This window comes from Herbidospora sp. NBRC 101105 (genome assembly GCF_030269205.1).
GTDB lineage: Bacteria > Actinomycetota > Actinomycetes > Streptosporangiales > Streptosporangiaceae > Herbidospora > Herbidospora solisilvae.
The window spans coordinates 219,957-238,497 of the sequence record NZ_BSSX01000001.1; the positions used below are offsets into that span (position 1 = coordinate 219,957).

Consider the following 18,541-nt stretch of genomic DNA (forward strand, 5'->3'; position numbering starts at 1 on the left):
CCTTCCGTGCTTGCTGGGGCGATCTTGACCCGTCCCGGGTGGCATTCGATACCCGGCGCGTTGTATCACTCTGTGTTGTTGAAAGATCACTTTCCGGCTCAGAGAAAGCTTGGTGCGATGACCACGTCTTCCCAGCCCGCCGCCGCTCGTGTCCGGGCCCGGGTCGAACGGTTCCACGAGGTCAGGGTGGCCGGGGAGTGGGATGGCCGGGAGCTCCTCTTCGGACGGGCGCCGGAGGCGGACGACGTCCTGGTCAACAGCAACGACTACCTGGCGCTGGCCGGTGACGACCGGGTCGTCAAACGCATCGCCGAAAGCCTGGCCGACGGCTATGTCCACGGCGGCCACGCCCAGCTCGTCCTGGAACGGGATCTGGCCGCTCACATGCACGCGCCCGCCGGGGTGCTCTGCCAGTCGGGATGGGACGCGAACCTGGGCCTCCTGCAGGCGATCGCCGACGCGCACACCCCCGTGTACGTCGACCAGATCGCCCACATGTCCCTCGCCGCCGGGGCGCGGCTGGCGGGCGCGCCGCTGCGTGTGTTCCGGCACAACGACCTCGACCATCTGCGGTCGCGGATCGACCGGCACGGCCCCGGCGTCGTCGCGGTCGAGGCCCTCTACAGCACGAACGGCAGCCACTGCCCCCTGCCGGAGCTGTGCGACCTGGCCGAGGAGACGGGCTGCGTGCTCGTGGTCGACGAGTCGCACTCGCTCGGCACGACCGGTCCGCTGGGCGCCGGGATGGTCGTCGAGCTGGGCCTGGCCGGCCGTGTCCACTTCCGGATCGCCAGTCTCTCCAAGGCCTTCGCCGGGCGGGCCGGGTTCGTCACCACCACCGACCCGGCCTTCGTGCCCTACTTCCGGCTGGAGTCCTTCCCGGCCGTGTTCTCCTCGGCGCTGCTCTCGCACGACCTGGCGGGCCTGGCGGCGACGCTGGAGGCGGTGCGGACCGACGAGTGGCGGCGCGACCGGCTCCACCAGGTGTCGGAGTGGGTGCGCGACGAGGTCGCGGCGCTCGGCTTCGACCTGGAGGGTTCGGCGAGCCACATCGTGGCGCTCCAGACGGGCACGGAACGGGCCACCATCGAGGTCCGCGAGCTGCTGGAGGAGCACGGCGTGTTCGGCTCGGTGTTCGCGCCGCCCGCGACGCCCCAGGACCGGGCGCTGGTCAGGTTGTCGCTGCATGCGGGGCTCGGCGACGACGACGTCGACCGGATCATCGCGGCCTGCGAGGTCGTGCGCGACCGCTGGAGCTGATCTCCGGCTCAGCCGAATATCTGCAGGTAGAACGAGAGCTCCGCGGCGAGGGCGGCGGTCTTGGTCTCGATGCGGCGGAACCCGTGGGCCTCGCCCTCGAAGGCCAGGTAGGTGCAGGCGACGCCGCGCGCGGTGAGCGCCGCGACGAAGGTCTCGGCCTGTGACGGCGGCACCACCGGGTCGTTCTGTCCCTGCAGCAGCAGGAGCGGGCAGTCGATCTCGCCGACCCGGGCCAGCGGCTCGCGGCGTGACCCGTCGGGGCCGCCGAGCCAGTCGGCGTACTGGGACTCGAAGTCGTGGGTCGCCTCGCGGAGGGGGCCCAGTGAGGTGACGCCGGCGATCGACACGCCGCCCGCGAAGACGCCGGAGGCCGCGCAGGCCGCCAGGACCGTCCACCCGCCGGCGCTGCCACCGCGGATCGCGATGCGGTCGGGGTCGGCGTGGCCCGAGAAGGCCAGCCATTCCGCGGCGGCGATCACGTCGTCGACGTCGACCACGCCCCACTGGCCGCGCAGCTTCTCGCGGTAGGCGCGCCCGTAGCCGGTCGACCCCCCGTAGTTGACGTCGAGCACGCCGATGCCGCGGGTGGTGAAGAAGGCGCGGGCCAGGCTGAGCTCGGTCGTCACGTGGGCGGTGGGGCCGCCGTGGGCGAAGACCACGAAGGGGCACGGGCCGGTCGCGTCGAGGGGGGCGTAGAGGTAGGCGGGCACCCGGTGGTCGATCATCACCTCCGCCGGACGGGGCAGGTAGGCCACGTCGGGGAGTTCGGCGATGTCCCGGCGCAGGCCCTCGACCCGGCCGGTCACCGTGTCGACGCGGACGACCGAGCGGGGCACGTCCCAGCCGTAGCCGAGGCCGACCAGCATGCGGCCGTCGGCCGACAGCTCCGGGTAGAAGCCGTCGTAGGGCACGTCGAGGTCGGTCAGCACGCCCGACTCGACGTCGAGCACGCCCAGCCGCAGGTTGCCCTGCCCGTGCAGGACCGCCAGCCGGTCGTGGCCGAGGGGCACGTAGGGCCGTCCGCCGAGTTGCCACAGCGGGCCGGCGAACTCCTCCTCGGCGGGGTAGAGCGCGCGGGGCGAGGTGCCGAACATGCCGATCTGGTAGATGTTCCACCAGCCCGACCAGTCGGACACCAGGTAGAGGTTGCGGTCGTCCTTCCACGCGGGCGCGAGCACCGACTCGGTCTGCCCGCCCTTGACCGTCCACGACGAGCCGTCGTCGATGCGGGTGACGCGCAGCTCGGTGCCGACCCACGGCATGCGCGGGTGGTTCCAGCAGACGTACGCGACGTGCTCCCCGTCGGGGGAGACCGTGGGGGAGGCGTAGAAGTCGGCCCCCGACGCGAGGACCGAGACCGACCCGTCGAGCGAGACGGCCACGACGGCGCGTTCCACCTTCCCGTCGTCGTGGTGGCGTTCCTGTACGCCGAAGATCCGCCCGTGCGCCCAGGAGAGGTCGGCGTAGCGGCAGTCGCCCTCGTCGGTGATGGCGCGCGGCGTTCCGTCGGAGATCAGGTAGAGCCGCTGGTCGGAGTGTTCGGCGAAGACGACCCCGAGTTCGGGGATGACGAGGTGGGACCGTCCGCCGTATTCGTGCACCCGCGTCCGCGCGTCCCAGGGCGCGGGCAGGATCTCACGCCGCCGCCCGTCGGCGGCGCGGTGGACGACGGTCCGGCGGCCGTTCTGGGCGGGCCGGTCCTCCTCCCACCACACCTCGTCGCCGATCACGGTCGGGAAGCCGAGGTTGAGGCCCGACCGGGCCACGTCGGCGGTGGATATGCGGGCGGCGTACGGCAACGGCGTGCGCTCGGGGAGCATGGACGGCATCCTGCCCGAACCCGGCTGGAGATGTCGTGCGGTTAGCGCTTTTCCAGGGCCGGCGGCATCTCGTATTGGGTGGCGAGCTCGCCCAGGTAGTCGATGACGGCCCGGTGCCACGAACCGTCGTCGTACATCCGGCGCAGCGCGTCCTCGATCTCGTCGCGCCACGACTCGGTCCGTTCCGACAGGCCGATGCCGTAGCGTTCCTGCGCGAGGGGCCGTCCGACCAGCCGGAACCGGCCGGGATACTGGGCCGACAGGCCGGCCAGCACGGGCGCGTCGGCGATGATGGCGTCGGTGCGCCGGTCGGCCAGCAGCGGCCCGCACGCCGCGGGCACGTTGGCCTCGGCCAGGTGGGCGGCCCGCCACTCGGCGCCGAACCGGCCGGCCAGGCCGAGGGTGTCGGCCCGGGTGCCGCACACCAGCCCTCCGGCCAGCTCCTTGAGCGACCGGTCGCGGTCGCGGGCCCGGACCAGGATGTCCTTGGCCGCGACCAGGTAGGGGCCGACGTACGGCTCCCGCGCGGGACCCATCACCAGGTCGGCCGAGTCGAGATCGGTGGTGTACCGGATCTGGTCGCTGCGGTAGCCGAGATGCCGGGCCACATAACGGGCCACGGCGATGTCGAAACCGGACCAGCCGCCGCCGGGCAGCATCTCGGCCAGGCCGGGCTGGCCCGCCCGGACGCCGATCAGAAGGCCGGTGCCCGAACAACCCGTGAGCCCGGCCGCCATCGAGAGGGCCGCGATACCCGCGGAGACGACGCGCCACACGGGATCAGGATGAGATCTTGATCGCCGATCTCGGCGAACCGACACGTAAAGGCCTACCCAACGCCGACCGACTGGGGGGCCTCGACGGGCTTGATCGTGGTCTTGCGGCTGCGGCGGGAGCGGCGTTCCAGCCAGTTGGCGAGCAGTCCGACCAGGACGTTGATGATGATGTAGATGATCGCGACGACGATGACCGCCGGGATCAGGTTGCGGAAGTTCGCGGGCAGGATGCGGGCGCCCGCGTTCAGCAGGTCCTCGAACGCCACGATGAACCCGAGCGCGGTGTCCTTGAGCAGCACGATGAGCTGGCTGACGATGGCCGGCATCATCGCGGTCACCGCCTGCGGCAGCAGGATCAGCCGCATGACCTGCCCCTTGCGCAGCCCGACGGCCAGCGCGGCCTCGGTCTGGCCGCGCGGCAGCGACTGGATCCCGGCCCGGACGATCTCCGCCAGCACCGACCCGTTGTAGAGCACCAGCCCGAACACGACGGCCGTGAACGAGGTCACGGTGAGCCCGAGCACGGCCGAGCCGCCGTACTGGGCGAAGAAGATCATGATGAGCAGCGGGATGGCGCGGAAGAACTCCACGACCGCCCCGGCGGGCACCCTGATCCACTTGTGCTCCGACAACCGGGCGATGCCGAACACGAACCCGAACGGCACCGCGATCAGCGCCGCCACGGCGGCGGCCGACAGGGTGTTGAGCAGGCCGGGGATGATCAGGTTCACCCACACGTCGCCCTGGAGGAACGGCTCCCACAGGGCCGCGTCGAACTGGCCCTTCTCGTCGAACTTCAGGTAGGCGAAGTAGAGCCCGGCCAGCAGCGCGGCGGCGAAGACGAAGGTCAGGATGCGGTTGCGCAGAATGCCGCGGGGGCCGGGGGTGTCGTACAGGACGGTGCTCATCGGACCACCTTCAGCCGTCGGGACAGCCAGCCGAAGAACAGGCCGGTGGGGAGGGTGAGCACGAGGAAGGCCAGCGCGAACCCGAAGAAGATCGCGACCACCGAGTCCTGGTGCCGTTCGAACAGCGACTTCATCGTCAGCGACGCCTCGGCCACGCCGATCGCGGCGGCGACCGTGGTGTTCTTCGTCAGCGCGATCAGCAGGCTGCCGAGCGGCGCGATGATCGCCCGGAACGCCTGCGGCAGCACGATGAAGCGCAGGTTCTGGGTGAACGTCAGCCCGAGCGCCCGCGCCGCCTCGGCCTGGCCGACGGGCACGGTGTTGATGCCCGACCTGATCGCCTCACAGACGAACGCGGCCGTGTACGCCGACAGCCCGATGATCGACAACCACAGGTAGTTGGTCGACAACGACTCGGAGAACGACACGTCGAGCACCAGCCCGAGGCCGAGCCCGCAGAACACGATCACCAGGGTCAGCGGCGTGTTCCGCAGCGTGTTGACGTACACCGTGGCCACCCCGCGCAGCACGGCGAACGGGCTGACCCGCATGGCGGCCAGGACGGTGCCCAGCACCAGCGCCGCCGCGGCGCTGGCCAGCGTGAGCCGTATGGTCAGCCAGAACGCGCCCAGGATGACCGGGAACTCTTCGACGAGGGCGCCCACGCGCCCACCTCCCCATGAGAAACGGCCCTCCCCGAGGGGAGGGCCGGGAGCCGGTCAGATCAGTACTTCTCCAGGGCGGGCGGGGTCGCGAAGTTGGGGGCGAACTCGCCGAAGTTCGTGTCCACGGCCTTCTTCCACGAGCCGTCGGAGAACATCTTCTCGATGGCCGCGTTGACCTTGTCGCGGGTCTCCTTGTCGTCCTTCTTGAGGCCGACGCCGTACTTCTCCTCGGAGAAGACCTGCCCGACGAGGCGGAACTTGCCGGGGCTCTGGGCGGCGAAGCCGGCCAGGATGGTGGCGTCGGTGGAGATCGCGTCGACCTGGCCCTGCTCCAGCAGCGGCAGGCAGGCGCCGTAGCCCTGCTGCTCGGTCAGGTACTGCGCCTTCCACTCCTCGCCGAACTTGTCGACCAGGCGCTGCGGGGAGCTGGAGCCCTGGGCGCCGCAGACCTTCTTGGTCTGGAGGCTGTCCTGGCCGGTGATCGAGGTGTCGTCGGCGCGGGTCAGGATGTCCTGGCCGGTGACCAGGTAGGGACCGGCGAAGGAGATGACCTCCTTGCGCTTGTCGGTGATCGAGTACGTCGCCACCACCATGTCGACCTGGCCCTGCTGGATGAAGGGCTCGCGGTTGGCCGACACGGTCTCCTTCCACTCGATCTGCTCAGGGGTGTAGCCAAGCTCCTTGGCGATGTAGGCGGCGACGTCGACGTCGAAACCCTTCACCGAACCGTCGGTCTGCTTCAGGCCCAGGCCGGGCTGGTCGAACTTCACGCCGATGACGAACTTGTCGTCGCCACCGCTGCACGCGGTCAAGGACGCCGCCAGCGCGGCGGCGGTCATCAGGAGGGCACCAATTCGACGGACACGCATGACAGCCACCTTCAGTGTGTGAGGATCTTGCTGAGGAAATCGCGGGCACGGTCGGTGCCCGGATTCGTGAAGAACTCGTCGGGGGTGTTCTGCTCGACGACGGCGCCGTCGGCCATGAAGACCACCCGGTTGGCGGCCCGGCGGGCGAAGCCCATCTCGTGGGTCACGACGAGCATGGTCATGCCGTCTCTGGCCAGCGCGATCATGACGTCGAGCACCTCCTGGACCATCTCGGGGTCGAGCGCGGAGGTGGGCTCGTCGAAGAGGATCATCTTCGGGTCCATGGCCAGGGCGCGGGCGATGGCCACACGCTGCTGCTGGCCGCCGGAGAGCTGGGCGGGGTACTTCTGCGCCTGCGAGGCGATGCCGACCCGCTCCAGGAGCTCCATGCCGCGCTTCTCGGCCTGGTCACGCGCGATCTTGCGGACCCTGATCGGCCCGAGGGTGACGTTCTCGAGGATCGTCTTGTGGGCGAAGAGGTTGAACGACTGGAACACCATACCGACCTCGGAGCGCAGCTGGGCCAGCGCGCGGCCCTCGACCGCCAGGCTCTTGCCGTCGAAGGTGATGGTGCCCGAGTCGATGGTCTCCAGCCGGTTGATCACCCGGCAGAGGGTCGACTTGCCGGCCCCCGAAGGGCCGATGGCGACCACGACCTCACCCCGCGCGATGTTGAGGTCGATGTCCTTCAGCACGTGCAGGGTGCCGAAGTGCTTGTTGACGTTCTCAAGTCTGACGAGAGAAGTCGATCCGACGGCTTCTGTCATGGGAGTCAACGTAAAGGGGGCTATATCTCCAAGTCAGCAGCGGAGTTATACCGATCACATCACGACTGTCCTGGTCATCCCGGCTGGTTGGGACATTTTTCCCGAGCCTGACTCATGAGATTCGGGGCAGGTCGTCGGTTGGCTGAGGGCATGACCGATAACTATCGGCGCACCGTCGCCGTGGGCGCGCTCGTCGCCTGGCCCGTCCTGCTGTTCGCCGCCTTCCTCACCTCGCCGCCCGGCGAGGAGCACGACCCCGCCGTCTTCGCCGCCATGCCCGGCCAGGTGCAGGTCAGCGGCCTGCTGTTCCTGTACGCCACCCTCGCGATGATCCCCGCGTTCTTCGGTCTGGCCGCGCTGCTCTACCCCAGGTCCCGGGGCCTGGCCAACACCGGCCTGACGCTGGGCCTGTTCGGCACGGCGGCGGCGTGCACCCTGTTCACCACCGACTTCTACGACCTGGCGCTGGCCCAGACCGTGCCCGCCGAGACGGCCGTGCGGGTCACCGCGGTCGCGAACGAGCTGCCGGGCTTCCTGTTCGGCATGTTGTTCCCCGGTTTCCTCACCCACGTCGGCACGCTGGTCCTGCTCGTCGGCCTCGCCGTGAAGAAGGCGGCCCCGTGGTGGGTGCCGGTGGCGGTGGTCGCCGGCATCGCGGTGCCGTTCGTCGTGGCGGGCTCCTCGCCCGCCGTCCAGTCGATCGGGGCGCTGCTGGAACTGGTGGCGCTCGGGTGGACGGCCCGCGAGCTGCTCAGAACCCCGACGCGCGAGCCCGCATGATCGCCTCGGCGCGGTCGGCGACGTGCAGCTTGGCGAAGATGCTCGACACGTGGTTGCGGACCGTCTTGCCGCTCAGCCCGAGCCGTTCGGCGATCACCGGATTGGTCAGATGGCTGGACATCAGGATGAGGATCTCCCGCTCCCGGGCGGTCAGCTCGGGGAAGCCCTGCTCGCGCCGCGCCAGACCGGTGAAGTAGCCGGTCAGCCGGGACGCGATGGCCGGGCCGAAGATCGCCTCGCCGCCGTGCACCGCCACGATCGACCGCACCAGCTCGGCCTTCCTGGCCCCCTTCAGCACGTATCCCCGGGCCCCTGCCCTGAGGGCGGCGAAGACCGAGTCGTCGTCGTCGGCCATGCTCAGCACCAGCACCCGGATGTGCGGGTGGTCGCGCACCAGCCGCTCGGTCGCGGCCACCCCGCCCATGCCGGGCATGGCGAGGTCCATCAGCACCACGTCGGGCTGCACCCCGCCGACCAGCGCCAGGGCCTGCTCGCCGGTGGACGCCTCGTCGGCGATCACGATCTCGCGGACCGGCTTGAGCAGCGCCGACAGGCCCGCCCGGAAGGCGGGGTGGTCGTCGACGAGCAGGACGCGGATCTGGTCCATTCAGGCTCCCATCGGCAGCTGCGCGCGGACGGTGGTGCCCCGCGCAGTGATGACCACGAAGGAGCCGCCCAGTTCGACGGCCCTTTCGCGCAGAGAAGTAAGGCCGATGCCCGGTGGCCCTGTAGCCCCGCGGCCGTCGTCGACGACTTCGACCAGCAGGTTCTTCCAGGGCACGAGCCGGAGCGTGACGGTGTCCGCGCCTGAGTGGCGGCGGGCGTTGTTGATCGCCTCGACAGCGATATGGTATGCCGCCACCTCGGTGGCGGCCGACAGTTCGGGCAGGTCGACAGGCAGATCGAGACCTACGCGCGGCTCGCCGGGCAATCCGGCGACGTGTGCCCGGAGCGCGCCGAGGAGCCCGAGGGTGTCGAGGGCGGGCGGGCGCAGCCCGTCGATGAGGGCCCGCACGTCGGCGGTGGCCGCCTGGGCCGCGCCGATCATCTCCTCCAGCAGGTCCTGCGCCCTGGGGTCGTCGACCAGGTCCTGCACCGCCTCGGCCCGCATCGTCAGCGCGGCCAGCGTCGGCCCGAGCCCGTCGTGCAGGTCCCTCCTGAGCCGCCGCCGCTCCTCCTCCCGGGCCACCACCAGGCGCTCGCGCGAGGCGCGCAGGTCGGCGGCCAGCCGTTCGGCGTGCACGACCGAGCCCATCTGCCGGGCCAGGTCGCGCAGCAGCCGCAGGTCGCGGGCGCCGAACCCCTTCTGCCCGGGGCGCGGCGCGAGGGCCAGGTGGCCGACGAGCTCGTTGTTGTACGTCAGCGGCAGCCGCACCAGCCCGGGGTCTCCGGCGTGGCCGGGGGGCTCGACCGCCGCGTGGGGCAGCTTCAGCGCCTCGGCCACCGACTCGGCCGCCGCGTGGGCGTCCGGCCGGGCCTCCAGGCTGCGGCCCAGGTGGGCGAGGGCGGCGTAGGGGTCGTCGCGGCGGCCGTACATGAGCACGTTGACGGCGCGCTGGACGCGGGCCCGGAGCGGGGCGAAGACGAGGGCGACGACCGCCGCGGCGGCGACGGAGAGCGGCAGGCCCCGGCTCTGGAAGACGGCGCCGAGATAGCCGACGACGGCGATGTAGCCGCCGGTCACGAACGCGGTGAGGACGGCGTAGACGAGCGTGCGGTTGATGACCAGCTCGATGTCGAACAGGCCGTGGCGCACGATCGCGATGCCGATGGCGGCCAGCACGAGGGTGATCGCGGCCGTCCCGGCGATCTCCCAGAGGCCGCTGTCGAGCGGCCACACCGTGCCGGGCAGGTCGTCGGTCAGGCCGGCGGCCAGCCGCAGCACGACGACCACGCCGGCGACCGAGACGGCGTACACGAGCCACTGGACCTGGGCCCGCTCGATCCGGCGGGCCCTGCGGGCGAGGTCGGCGGAGCCCGCCAGGAACAGCAGGGCCGCGGCCACGGTGATCGCGGGCTCCATGAACGCCGTGACGCCCCTCAGGGCCTCGACGCCGAAGGGGTTGGACAGCGGGACGCCGTAGCCGAGCTGCTGGTTGGCGCCCGGCGCGAACGCGCAGGGCAGCGCCGCCAGCGCCACGGCCGGGACGACGAACCTGGGCGCGGGGAGCGGCCGGTCGGGGAAGCAGCAGGGGATCGCGGCCATCGCGAGGTTGGCCGGCACCCACAGGAAGTTCTGCGGCCAGGCCAGCAGCGACAACTCCGGCCGCCAGAGCGCAAGCAGCCCGAAGAAGTCGAGGGCCGTGAACGAGAGCCCGGCGGTCAGCAGGAGGGTGCCCACCGCGTTCCCTGGCCGGTAGACGGCGATGATCGTGCCGATCAGGACGGCGGCCGCCGCGTACAGCAGATGGCTGAGCGCGACCAGGCTGAGCCCGTTGACCAGCCCGAGGACGAGCGCCACGGCCCCGGCCGCGAGCCCGGTCACGCCCACGGCCCATCGTGTTGTCATCGCACGTCAGGATATAGACGGCGATGCCCGGACAACCGGGACATTGTCCCGGGCTCAGCGGGCTCGCCGAAGCGCCTACGCTTGTGGATTGAGATGACTGCGACAGAGGAGAGCACCCGCACGTACGAAGTACGGACCTACGGGTGCCAGATGAACGTCCACGACTCCGAGCGCCTCTCCGGCCTGCTCGAAGACGCCGGCTACGTACGCGCGCCCGAGGGCGAGACCCCCGACGTGGTCGTGTTCAACACCTGCGCCGTGCGCGAGAATGCCGACAACCGCCTCTACGGCAACCTCGGCCACCTGCGCCCGGTCAAGGCCGCCCGCGAGGGCATGCAGATCGCCGTCGGCGGCTGCCTGGCCCAGAAGGACCAGGGCGAGATCGTGCGCCGCGCGCCGTGGGTCGACGTGGTCTTCGGCACCCACAACATCGGCTCCCTGCCGGTCCTCCTCGAACGCGCCCGCATCGCGCAGGAGTCGCAGGTCGAGCTGGAGGAGTCGTTGTCGGTCTTCCCGTCGACCCTCCCGACCAAGCGCGAGTCGGCCTACGCCGCGTGGGTCGCCATCTCGGTGGGCTGCAACAACACCTGCACCTTCTGCATCGTGCCCGCCCTGCGCGGCAAGGAGAAGGACCGCCGCCCCGGCGACATCCTGGGCGAGATCCGGGCCCTGGTCGACCAGGGCGTCATGGAGGTCACCCTCCTCGGGCAGAACGTGAACACCTACGGCGTCGAGTTCGGCGACCGGCTCGCCTTCGGCAAGCTGCTGCGCGCCTGCGGCGACGTCGAGGGCCTGGAGCGGGTCAGGTTCACCTCGCCCCACCCCGCCGCCTTCACCGACGACGTGATCGCGGCGATGGCCGAGACCCCCAACGTGATGCACCAGCTCCACATGCCGCTCCAGTCGGGGTCCGACCGGGTGCTGAAGGCGATGCGCCGCTCCTACCGGGCCGAGAAGTACCTCGGGATCATCTCCCGGGTCCGCGCCGCGATGCCCGACGCCGCCATCTCGACCGACATCATCGTCGGCTTCCCCGGCGAGACCGAAGACGACTTCGAGGCCACGCTCGACGTGGTGCGCGAGTCGCGGTTCGCCAACGCCTTCACCTTCCAGTACTCGATCCGCCCCGGCACCCCGGCCGCGACCATGCCCGACCAGGTGCCGAAGGAGGTCGTCCGCGAGCGCTACGACCGGCTCATCGAGGTCCAGGAGGAGATCGCCTGGGCCGAGAACCGGAAGCAGACCGGGCGGGTCGTCGAGGTCCTGATCGCCGAGGGCGAGGGCCGGAAAGACGACGCCACCCGGCGCCTGTCGGGCCGCGCGCCCGACAACCGGCTGGTCCACGTGGCCTGGGCCGACGCCCGCCCCGGCGACGTCGTCACCGCCGAAGTGACCTACGCCGCCCCCCACCACCTGGTGGCCGACAAGGTGGTCGGCGTCCGCCGCACCCGCTCGGGCGACGCGTGGGAGGCCCGGCAGGGACGTCCCGCCGCCAAGGGGGTCAGTCTCGGCATGCCGACGATCGGGCGGCCCGCGCCGCTGCCGGTCGTCTCGGGATGTGAGGTCTCCTAGCCGTCGCGCGCCGCGCCGGGAGCGGCCGGTGGGCGCCGGACGCGGCGCGGGCCGGGGTCGGCGGGCGGGGCCGGGGTAGGCGGAGCCGTAACGGAAAGTAGGGGTTTGTCGCCTGCTGCGACACGAGGCGAGATGTCGTGATTCTTTCGTGATTCGCGAGCGCCGAAATCGTTACTGGGATTAGTGTGTCACCCGTTCGCTGAGTGACATAGGAAGGTCCCGGATGCCCTCGTTCCGGCAGCGTGGCTGGCTTTTTCTGGTGCCCGCGCTCCTGACCGCCTGCGGGAGCGGGCAGACCGGGGCGTTCGACATGGCCAGCGAGCCTCCCGTGCCGGTCGACTCCTACACGGTGCCGAGCCCGGAGGCCACCCCGAAGCCGCCGAAGCAGAAGCCGACGGTCCGGGTGAAGACCAACAAGCCCGCCCGCAAGACGACCAGGGAACGCGCCGGGGCCGCCCCGGTCGCCGCCACGGCTCCGGCGAACGCGCTGAAGACCGCCGAAGACGAGGTGGTCCGGCTGACCAACGTGGCCCGCCGGGCCGAGGGGTGCGAGCCGCTGCGCATCGACGAACGGCTCCGCCGGGCGGCCCGGCTCCACTCGGCCGACATGGCCGCCCGCGACTACTTCAGCCACGACTCCCTCGACGGCCGCTCGCCGTGGGACCGCATCGAGGCGGCGGGTTACGACTACCCCGCCGCCGAGAACATCGCCCGAGGTCAGACCACTCCCCGGCAGGTCGTGCAGGCGTGGCTCGACAGCCCCGGCCACCGGGCCAACATCGTCAACTGCGACCTGGAGGCCATCGGGGTCGGCCTGAAGCAGGGCGTCGACGGGCCGTGGTGGACGCAGGACTTCGGATACCGCTGATTTGTGCCTATATCGGCATTTATGAGCCTGGATTTCGGGTTTCTCGTTAGGCTGCTGGGCACCCTCAACCAAGCAGCATGGAGTCACCCTCATGAACCGATCCGCGCGAAAGGCACCTCCGCCGGGCCGCGCACGATCAGGCGGCAACACCAGGACGATCGCGATCGTCGCCGGCGTGCTGGTCGCGGTCGTCGGCGGCGCCGGCATCGGCGTCGCCCTCAACAGCGGCTCGACCCCTCCGGCCCCCGCCCCCGCGGCGACCTCGGCCGCGCCCCCGGCGGCCGACGCCGACGTGGCGGAGACCACTGAGGCGGAGTCGCCGCAGGAGGAGACCGTGGCCGACGACGGCCAGGCGCCCGCGGTGCAGGAGGACGTCCAGGACGACACCCAGGTGGACACCGGCGTCGCCTCCGGCGACGCGCCGGCCCGGGAGGAGCAGGGCAGCGGCGGCAACAGCGGCCAGAACAGGCCCGCGACCCAGCCCACCAAGAAGCCGGCGACGAGGCCGACCCAGTCGGCGCAGGACGACCCCGACGCGATCGACCGCGGCGGCGACGCGGGCGCGGTCGAGCCCGGCGAGCCGGTCGGCGGCTACTAGGCCGATTCGGGGGACGAAGGACGGATCAGCGGTGGATACGCTGAGGCGGTGCTCGTCGCCGCCGCCGTGTGCCCGAATCCACCGCTGATCGTCCCCTCCCTGGCGGGAGGGGCGGCGGCCGAGCTCGACGACCTGCGGGCCGCCTGCGCCGAGGCCGTGGCGGTGCTCCACTCCGCCTCTCCCGACCTGGTCGCGATCGTCGGCGGCGCCGACGACGGGCGGGTCTACCCGCCGTCCGCGGCAGGGACGCTGCGGCCGTGGGGCGGCGACGTGACCGTGGGGAGCGGGACACCGGTCCTGCCGCTGTCGCTCACGATCGGGCGGTGGTTGTCGTCCGCCTCCGAGGCGCCGCTCCACCTCGAATCCCTCCGCCACGACACCCCTCCCGGCGGCTGCCGCGCGGTCGGCGAACGCGTGGCGGCGCTGGCCCCGCGGGTGGCGCTGCTCGTCATGGGCGACGGCTCGGCCCGGCTGACCGAGAAGTCGCCCGGCTACCTGCACCCCGGCGCGGCGGCCTACTCCGAGCGGCTGGAGGCGGCCCTCGTCGAGGGCCGCACCGCCGAGCTCGACCCCGGCGAGGCGGCCGAGATGTGGGCGGCGGGACGCGCGGCCTTCCAGACCCTGCCCGCCTGGCCGTTCGCCTTGCTCTACTCGGACGCGCCCTACGGGGTGGCCTACTACGTCACGGCGGCACTGGCCCCATCCACCCCCACCGCCTGACGACGAAGGCCCCGAAAGCCGGCGCCCGGCCTTCGCCACCACGACGTTGAGCGATGAGACCACGCGGGTAGGCAGGTCATCGGCGGCGCCGACTCTACGGCCCCTCGGCAGCGCCGGCGGCGCGTCGGAGAGCGACCTGACAGGGGCGCCATGAAAACCTTCGTGACGAAGGAGACCGGACACGTCGGTTTCATGGAGAAGCCTGTTCCGCGACCGTCGTGACGGAAGCCGATCACCATCTGCGCCGGCGCGCGTCAGCACGGAGGAGAAGGCCAGGCATGCTCGATCTCGATCCGCCCTTCCGCCCGGTGCGCCGGCAGGAGGGCTACCTGCCACTGGAGGACCTGGGCCTCATCGGCGACGGCACGACGGCGGCGCTCGTCGGCGTGGACGGTTCGATCCCATGGTTGTGCCTGCCTCGCTTCGACAGCGAGCCCCTGCTGTGCGGCCTACTGGATCATGAGCGCGGCGGCCACTTCACGCTCAGCGTGGACGACCTGCGCGAGGCCCGGCAGTTCTACGAGCCGGACACCGCGGTGCTGGTGACCGAGCTCCGCGGCCCGACCGGCCTGGTCCGGATCACCGACGCGCTGGCCCTGCGGGCCGGCGCCGACCTGAGTGATGACGCGGGCGGCGGGCGGGGCGAGCTGGTCCGATCCGTGGTCGTGCGGGCCGGGACCGTGCGCCTGCGGGCGGAGCTGGAGCCGCGCGGCGGCGGGCAGGCGCGGGCCCTTTGCAGCGGGCTGGAGGTGCGCGTCTCACGGAGGCCCGACCTGCGGCTGCATCTGCGCTCCAGCCGCCCGCTGACCGGCCTGCACACCGTGTACGACCTTCAGGAGGGCGACCGCCTCGATCTGGTGCTGTCCTGGGGCCGCATCCACCGCCATCACCGGTTCGACCCCGAGGCGATGCTGCGACAGACCACCGAGGCCTGGCGGCGCTGGATGCGCAGGTGCAGCTACCGCGGCCCGCAGGAAGCGCTGGTCCGGCGCTCGGTGATCACGCTGAAGCTGTGCGACGACTGGAGCAACGGCTCACTGGTCGCGGCGCCCACCTCCTCCCTGCCCGCGCCGATCGGCGGAGTGCGCAACTGGGACTACCGCTACACCTGGATCCGCGACGCCGCATACGCCGTGTTCGCGTTGCGCCGGGTCGGCTTCGAGGAGGAGGCCGACGCCTTCCTCGGCTGGGTGCTGGACGCCTTCGAGCAGAGCCGCCACCCGCGCATCATGTACACCCTCGACGGCGACCCCGTACCCCAGGAGATCCATGACGGGGAACTGGAGGGCTACCGGCGCTCCGCGCCGGTGCGGTGGGGCAACGACGCGGCCGACCAGCGCCAGCACGACGTCTACGGCGAGGTGCTGGACTGCGCCGATCAGTGGCTGCTCCCCGGCCGCGAACTCCAGCCGGCGTTGTGGTCCGGTCTGGCGGAACTGGCCGATGCCGCCGCGTACACCTGGCGGCAGCCGGATCAGGGCATCTGGGAGGTACGCAGCGAAGGCCGGGTCTTCACCTACTCGGCCGGGATGTGCCAGGTGGCCCTGGACCGGGCCGCGGCCATCGGCGAGCGGCTCGGCCTGTCCGGGCCGATCGCCACCTGGCGGGCCACCGCAGACAAGCTGCGCCGGCTCATCTTGGAACAGTCCTGGGACGAGCGGGCGCAGTGCCTGAGCGAGCACCTGGACGGCGGCGGCGGTCTGGACGCCAGCCTGCTCGCGCTGCCGCTGCGCAAGGTCGTACCCGCCGACCATCCGCGCATGGCCGCCACCACCGCGGCCATCGCCGAACGCCTGTCGGCCGGTGACGGCCTGCTCTACCGGTACCTGCACGAACAATCCCCCGACGGCCTGCCCGGCGACGAGGGCGCCTTCCTGCTGTGCAGCTTCTGGCTGGTCGACAACCTGATCCTGCAGGGCCATCGAGAACGGGCCGGTGATCTGTACGCGTCGCTGTGCGCCCGCGCCAGCCCGGTCGGGCTGATGCCCGAGCAGATCGACCCGTCCACGGGAGCGTTCATGGGCAACTTCCCGCAGGCGTTCAGCCACATCGGGATCATCGCCAGCGGCGTCAACCTGGCGCGAGCGGAAACAGGAACCACGGCCTGATCGACCGGCCGCTCGTCCTCGGCGCCACCGGCGACCTCGACGCCCGGTGCGAGCTGACGTGTGCCGACCAGCAGGACTGGACCGTCGACGAGTTCCGCCGCTGGGCGTCCGCCCGGCCCCCTCGGCGAAGTCGTTCTGATGACACGCTGGGACAAGACCACGTCCGCGTGCCTGGCCACGTCGCGGGACGTCCATCCCAGTGCCCCGGCGTGGCCCGCTCGTCAGCGGAAAGCGTCACCCGGGTCTTGGGCCGTCCGGTCCGCGCACAGACGCGGGACACTAGCCCGGAGCGCCGCGTCTGGGCACCGGCACGCGCATGAGGTCGCGGGCCACCACGATGTCGCCCGAATAGGCCTTGGCGGCCTCCTCGGCGAAGCGGGGTTCGTCGTCGCGGCCGTAGCGTTCGGAGAAGTGGGTCAGCACCAGCTGCCGCACGCCCGCCTCCGCGGCGACCTGCCCGGCCTGGGCGGCGGTCAGGTGGCCGTAGTCGCGGGCGAGGGCCGACTCCGGCGTCAGGAACGTCGACTCGATGACTAGCAGGTCGACGCCCTCGGCCAGGGCGTGCACCGCGTCGCACAACCGGGTGTCCATGACGAACGCCATGCTCTGGCCCCGGCGCGGTCGGCTCACCTCCTCCAGGGTGACCGGACCAAGGCGGCCCTCCCGCTGGATTTCGCCCACCTGCGCGCCGCTGATGCCGTGGCGGGCCAGTTCGGCGGGGATCATCCGGCGGCCCGGCGGCTCGTCGAGCCGGTAGCCGTAGGCGTCGACCGGGTGGGACAGCGGCCGGGCGGTCAGCGTGAGCCCGCCGGACGGCAGGGTCACGACCTCGCCCCCGACCGGGCACGGCGTGACGACCGAGGTGTCGGCGAAGGGGGTGGCGTGGCGGAGCCGAAGCCAGTAGTCCTCGCCGCTCGCGGGGTAGACGGCCCTGACCTCGTGGGGCACGCCGTCGCGCGCGATGCGCTGGATCACCCCGGGCAGGCCCAGGCAGTGGTCGCCGTGGAAGTGGGTGACGCAGATCGTCGTGACGTCGTGGGCGCTGACCCCGGCCAGCCGCATCTGCCGCTGGGTGCCCTCGCCCGGGTCGAAGAGGAAGCCCTGGTCGTCCCAGCGGAGGAAGTAGCCGTTGTGGTTGCGCGACCGCGTCGGCACGGCACTCGACGTGCCGAGGACGATCAGCTCACGGTTGGACATCGCCTCATGGTAGGAGGTCCGGTCCGGTCGGCGACGGGGGCTAGGGTCGGGTGAATGGGGCTGCAATTCGTGTCGGTGCCGACCGACGTCGGGCTCGTCGTGGCGGCCGTGACCCCCGTGGGAGTGGTGGCGACCTCGTTCGACGACGGTCCGGAGTTCCGTGACCGCGTCCGCGAGCGGATGAGCCCGTTCCCCGACGACCCGGGCGAGCCCGAGACCGGCGAGGTCGGCCGTCAGCTCACGGCCTACTTCGCCGGGGAGCTGACGCGGTTCACCGTGCCCGTCGACTGGCGGCTGATGTCCACGACGCAGCGCCGGGTGCTGGGCCTGCTGTTCGAGAGCGTGCCCTACGGGCGGGCGGTGACCTATGGCGATCTGGCCCGCGAGACGGGCATCCCGGCACGGGCCATCGGGTCGATCATGGGGAGCAACCCGATCCCGATCATCGTGCCGTGCCACCGGGTCGTGGCGGGCGACGGGCTGGGCGGGTTCTCCGGCGGGGCGGGCGTCGAGTCGAAGCGCCGGCTGCTGACCATGGAGGGCCACCTGCCGCCGACCCTCTTCTGATCAGCCGCGCGCCCGCCCTCGCGGACACGAGAGGCGGGCGGGGCGGAGGAGCCTAGTCCTGCTTGCCGTCGATCTTGTCGGCGGCGTTCCTGGCGGAGCCGGCCGTGCGGTTGATCTGGTCGCGGTACTTGCCCTTGGTCATCTCGTCGGCCTTCCGTGCGGCGGAGTCGATGCCGCTCTTCACGGAGTCCTCCACCTTGTCACGGAGGCCGTCCTGCTCGGTTCCGGGCATGCGCTGGGGTCGAGGAGTCGTCGGGGCGGACTGCGTGTGGTGTCCGCCGAACATGTCCCTGACCTTGTCGAAGAACGACATCGGAGTTCCCCCTACTGCTTGCCGTCGATCTTGTCGGCCGCGTCCTTGGCCTTGTCGGCGACCTTGTCGATCTTGTCGTCGTGGCGGCCGCCGGTCTTGTGGCGGGCGGCCTCGGAGGCCTTGTCCACGCCCTTCTTGGCGGCGTCCTCCACCTTGTCGGAGTGTTCGCCGAGCTTGTCCTTGGCCTTGTCGTACATGGACATGTCGTATCCCCCGATCGTGACGCTGACGGGCGCCACTCGTC

The 18,541-nt window shown here is 71.4% G+C and carries 19 protein-coding genes; 8 read left to right on the forward strand and 11 right to left on the reverse strand.

The window, feature by feature from the left end; genetic code table 11:
- Positions 1 to 117 precede the first annotated feature (117 nt).
- A complete protein-coding gene (gene cqsA, locus QSK34_RS00950; protein WP_285578845.1) occupies positions 118 to 1,260 on the forward strand; it encodes an alpha-hydroxyketone-type quorum-sensing autoinducer synthase in 1,143 nt (380 codons plus the stop codon).
- An 8-nt stretch (positions 1,261 to 1,268) separates the two neighbouring features.
- On the opposite strand, the gene QSK34_RS00955 is transcribed toward cqsA, so the two are convergent.
- From QSK34_RS00955 to QSK34_RS00980, 6 genes are read right to left on the reverse strand one after another with little or no spacing between them, the layout of a single operon-like run.
- On the reverse strand, positions 1,269 to 3,080 hold the full coding sequence (locus QSK34_RS00955) for a S9 family peptidase (RefSeq protein ID WP_285578847.1): 1,812 nt from the start codon (positions 3,078 to 3,080) through the stop codon (positions 1,269 to 1,271).
- Between the two features lie 41 nt (positions 3,081 to 3,121).
- A complete protein-coding gene (locus tag QSK34_RS00960; protein ID WP_161480464.1) occupies positions 3,122 to 3,856 on the reverse strand; it encodes a type 2 periplasmic-binding domain-containing protein in 735 nt (244 codons plus the stop codon).
- A gap of 53 nt (positions 3,857 to 3,909) precedes the next feature.
- Complete coding sequence (locus QSK34_RS00965; RefSeq protein ID WP_285578849.1) at positions 3,910 to 4,764, reverse strand: amino acid ABC transporter permease; 855 nt, start codon at positions 4,762 to 4,764, stop codon at positions 3,910 to 3,912.
- Positions 4,761 to 5,429, reverse strand: a complete 669-nt coding sequence (locus QSK34_RS00970) for an amino acid ABC transporter permease (RefSeq protein WP_030450800.1) — start codon at positions 5,427 to 5,429, stop codon at positions 4,761 to 4,763. The genes QSK34_RS00965 and QSK34_RS00970 overlap by 4 nt, the downstream gene beginning before the upstream one ends.
- Positions 5,430 to 5,488: 59 nt before the next feature.
- On the reverse strand, positions 5,489 to 6,298 hold the full coding sequence (locus QSK34_RS00975; protein ID WP_285578852.1) for a glutamate ABC transporter substrate-binding protein: 810 nt from the start codon (positions 6,296 to 6,298) through the stop codon (positions 5,489 to 5,491).
- An 11-nt stretch (positions 6,299 to 6,309) separates the two neighbouring features.
- Positions 6,310 to 7,065 (reverse strand): amino acid ABC transporter ATP-binding protein, encoded by a 756-nt coding sequence (locus QSK34_RS00980; protein ID WP_285578855.1) that lies wholly within the window; start codon positions 7,063 to 7,065, stop codon positions 6,310 to 6,312.
- A 150-nt stretch (positions 7,066 to 7,215) separates the two neighbouring features.
- Here QSK34_RS00980 and QSK34_RS00985 point away from each other — a divergent pair, with 150 nt between their 5' ends.
- A complete protein-coding gene (locus QSK34_RS00985) occupies positions 7,216 to 7,845 on the forward strand; it encodes a hypothetical protein (RefSeq protein WP_285578857.1) in 630 nt (209 codons plus the stop codon).
- Here the strand turns inward: QSK34_RS00985 and QSK34_RS00990 are convergent.
- Complete coding sequence (locus tag QSK34_RS00990) at positions 7,817 to 8,452, reverse strand: response regulator (protein ID WP_285578859.1); 636 nt, start codon at positions 8,450 to 8,452, stop codon at positions 7,817 to 7,819. The two genes, QSK34_RS00985 and QSK34_RS00990, sit on opposite strands and share 29 nt — an antisense overlap.
- Entirely contained in the window at positions 8,453 to 10,354 is a 1,902-nt protein-coding gene (locus tag QSK34_RS00995) for a sensor histidine kinase (RefSeq protein WP_285578871.1), read from the reverse strand. It abuts the gene before it with no gap.
- Positions 10,355 to 10,447: 93 nt separating this feature from the next.
- Between QSK34_RS00995 and miaB the strand changes: the two genes are divergently transcribed.
- The 5 genes from miaB to QSK34_RS01020 all read left to right on the forward strand — a co-directional run bounded on the left by miaB (position 10,448) and on the right by QSK34_RS01020 (position 16,220).
- On the forward strand, positions 10,448 to 11,926 hold the full coding sequence (gene miaB, locus QSK34_RS01000) for a tRNA (N6-isopentenyl adenosine(37)-C2)-methylthiotransferase MiaB (RefSeq protein ID WP_285578878.1): 1,479 nt from the start codon (positions 10,448 to 10,450) through the stop codon (positions 11,924 to 11,926).
- 259 nt (positions 11,927 to 12,185) lie between these two features.
- On the forward strand, positions 12,186 to 12,794 hold the full coding sequence (locus tag QSK34_RS01005; RefSeq protein ID WP_285578884.1) for a CAP domain-containing protein: 609 nt from the start codon (positions 12,186 to 12,188) through the stop codon (positions 12,792 to 12,794).
- A 91-nt stretch (positions 12,795 to 12,885) separates the two neighbouring features.
- Positions 12,886 to 13,392: a hypothetical protein gene (locus QSK34_RS01010; RefSeq protein WP_285578887.1), complete on the forward strand. Its 507-nt coding sequence runs from the start codon at positions 12,886 to 12,888 to the stop codon at positions 13,390 to 13,392.
- A 48-nt stretch (positions 13,393 to 13,440) separates the two neighbouring features.
- Complete coding sequence (locus QSK34_RS01015; protein WP_285578890.1) at positions 13,441 to 14,112, forward strand: class III extradiol ring-cleavage dioxygenase family protein; 672 nt, start codon at positions 13,441 to 13,443, stop codon at positions 14,110 to 14,112.
- A 278-nt stretch (positions 14,113 to 14,390) separates the two neighbouring features.
- Entirely contained in the window at positions 14,391 to 16,220 is a 1,830-nt protein-coding gene (locus QSK34_RS01020) for a glycoside hydrolase family 15 protein (protein ID WP_285578892.1), read from the forward strand.
- A 279-nt stretch (positions 16,221 to 16,499) separates the two neighbouring features.
- Here QSK34_RS01020 and QSK34_RS01025 read toward each other — a convergent pair whose 3' ends face one another.
- Positions 16,500 to 17,417 (reverse strand): ribonuclease Z, encoded by a 918-nt coding sequence (locus QSK34_RS01025; protein ID WP_285578894.1) that lies wholly within the window; start codon positions 17,415 to 17,417, stop codon positions 16,500 to 16,502.
- A gap of 54 nt (positions 17,418 to 17,471) precedes the next feature.
- Between QSK34_RS01025 and QSK34_RS01030 the strand changes: the two genes are divergently transcribed.
- The gene (locus tag QSK34_RS01030; protein WP_161480446.1) at positions 17,472 to 17,984 is read left to right on the forward strand and encodes a methylated-DNA--[protein]-cysteine S-methyltransferase; all 513 of its coding nucleotides are present in this window, start codon (positions 17,472 to 17,474) and stop codon (positions 17,982 to 17,984) included.
- Between the two features lie 52 nt (positions 17,985 to 18,036).
- Here QSK34_RS01030 and QSK34_RS01035 read toward each other — a convergent pair whose 3' ends face one another.
- The gene (locus QSK34_RS01035) at positions 18,037 to 18,297 is read right to left on the reverse strand and encodes an antitoxin (protein ID WP_161480445.1); all 261 of its coding nucleotides are present in this window, start codon (positions 18,295 to 18,297) and stop codon (positions 18,037 to 18,039) included.
- Positions 18,298 to 18,308: 11 nt separating this feature from the next.
- Positions 18,309 to 18,536 (reverse strand): antitoxin, encoded by a 228-nt coding sequence (locus QSK34_RS01040; protein WP_285578899.1) that lies wholly within the window; start codon positions 18,534 to 18,536, stop codon positions 18,309 to 18,311.
- Positions 18,537 to 18,541 lie beyond the last annotated feature (5 nt).

What these genes read in the sequence shown, in the direction of transcription:
- QSK34_RS00990 (WP_285578859.1), bottom strand. Translation starts at nt 8,452, where the DNA reads ATGGACCAGATCCGCGTCCTGCTCGTCGACGACCACCCCGCCTTCCGG.
- QSK34_RS00955 (WP_285578847.1), bottom strand. Translation starts at nt 3,080, where the DNA reads ATGCTCCCCGAGCGCACGCCGTTGCCGTACGCCGCCCGCATATCCACC.
- QSK34_RS00975 (WP_285578852.1), bottom strand. Translation starts at nt 6,298, where the DNA reads ATGCGTGTCCGTCGAATTGGTGCCCTCCTGATGACCGCCGCCGCGCTG.
- QSK34_RS00985 (WP_285578857.1), top strand. Translation starts at nt 7,216, where the DNA reads ATGACCGATAACTATCGGCGCACCGTCGCCGTGGGCGCGCTCGTCGCC.
- QSK34_RS01025 (WP_285578894.1), bottom strand. Translation starts at nt 17,417, where the DNA reads ATGTCCAACCGTGAGCTGATCGTCCTCGGCACGTCGAGTGCCGTGCCG.
- QSK34_RS01030 (WP_161480446.1), top strand. Translation starts at nt 17,472, where the DNA reads ATGGGGCTGCAATTCGTGTCGGTGCCGACCGACGTCGGGCTCGTCGTG.
- QSK34_RS01010 (WP_285578887.1), top strand. Translation starts at nt 12,886, where the DNA reads ATGAACCGATCCGCGCGAAAGGCACCTCCGCCGGGCCGCGCACGATCA.
- miaB (WP_285578878.1), top strand. Translation starts at nt 10,448, where the DNA reads ATGACTGCGACAGAGGAGAGCACCCGCACGTACGAAGTACGGACCTAC.
- QSK34_RS00995 (WP_285578871.1), bottom strand. Translation starts at nt 10,354, where the DNA reads ATGACAACACGATGGGCCGTGGGCGTGACCGGGCTCGCGGCCGGGGCC.
- cqsA (WP_285578845.1), top strand. Translation starts at nt 118, where the DNA reads ATGACCACGTCTTCCCAGCCCGCCGCCGCTCGTGTCCGGGCCCGGGTC.
- QSK34_RS01035 (WP_161480445.1), bottom strand. Translation starts at nt 18,297, where the DNA reads ATGTCGTTCTTCGACAAGGTCAGGGACATGTTCGGCGGACACCACACG.
- QSK34_RS01020 (WP_285578892.1), top strand. Translation starts at nt 14,391, where the DNA reads ATGCTCGATCTCGATCCGCCCTTCCGCCCGGTGCGCCGGCAGGAGGGC.
- QSK34_RS00980 (WP_285578855.1), bottom strand. Translation starts at nt 7,065, where the DNA reads ATGACAGAAGCCGTCGGATCGACTTCTCTCGTCAGACTTGAGAACGTC.
- QSK34_RS00965 (WP_285578849.1), bottom strand. Translation starts at nt 4,764, where the DNA reads ATGAGCACCGTCCTGTACGACACCCCCGGCCCCCGCGGCATTCTGCGC.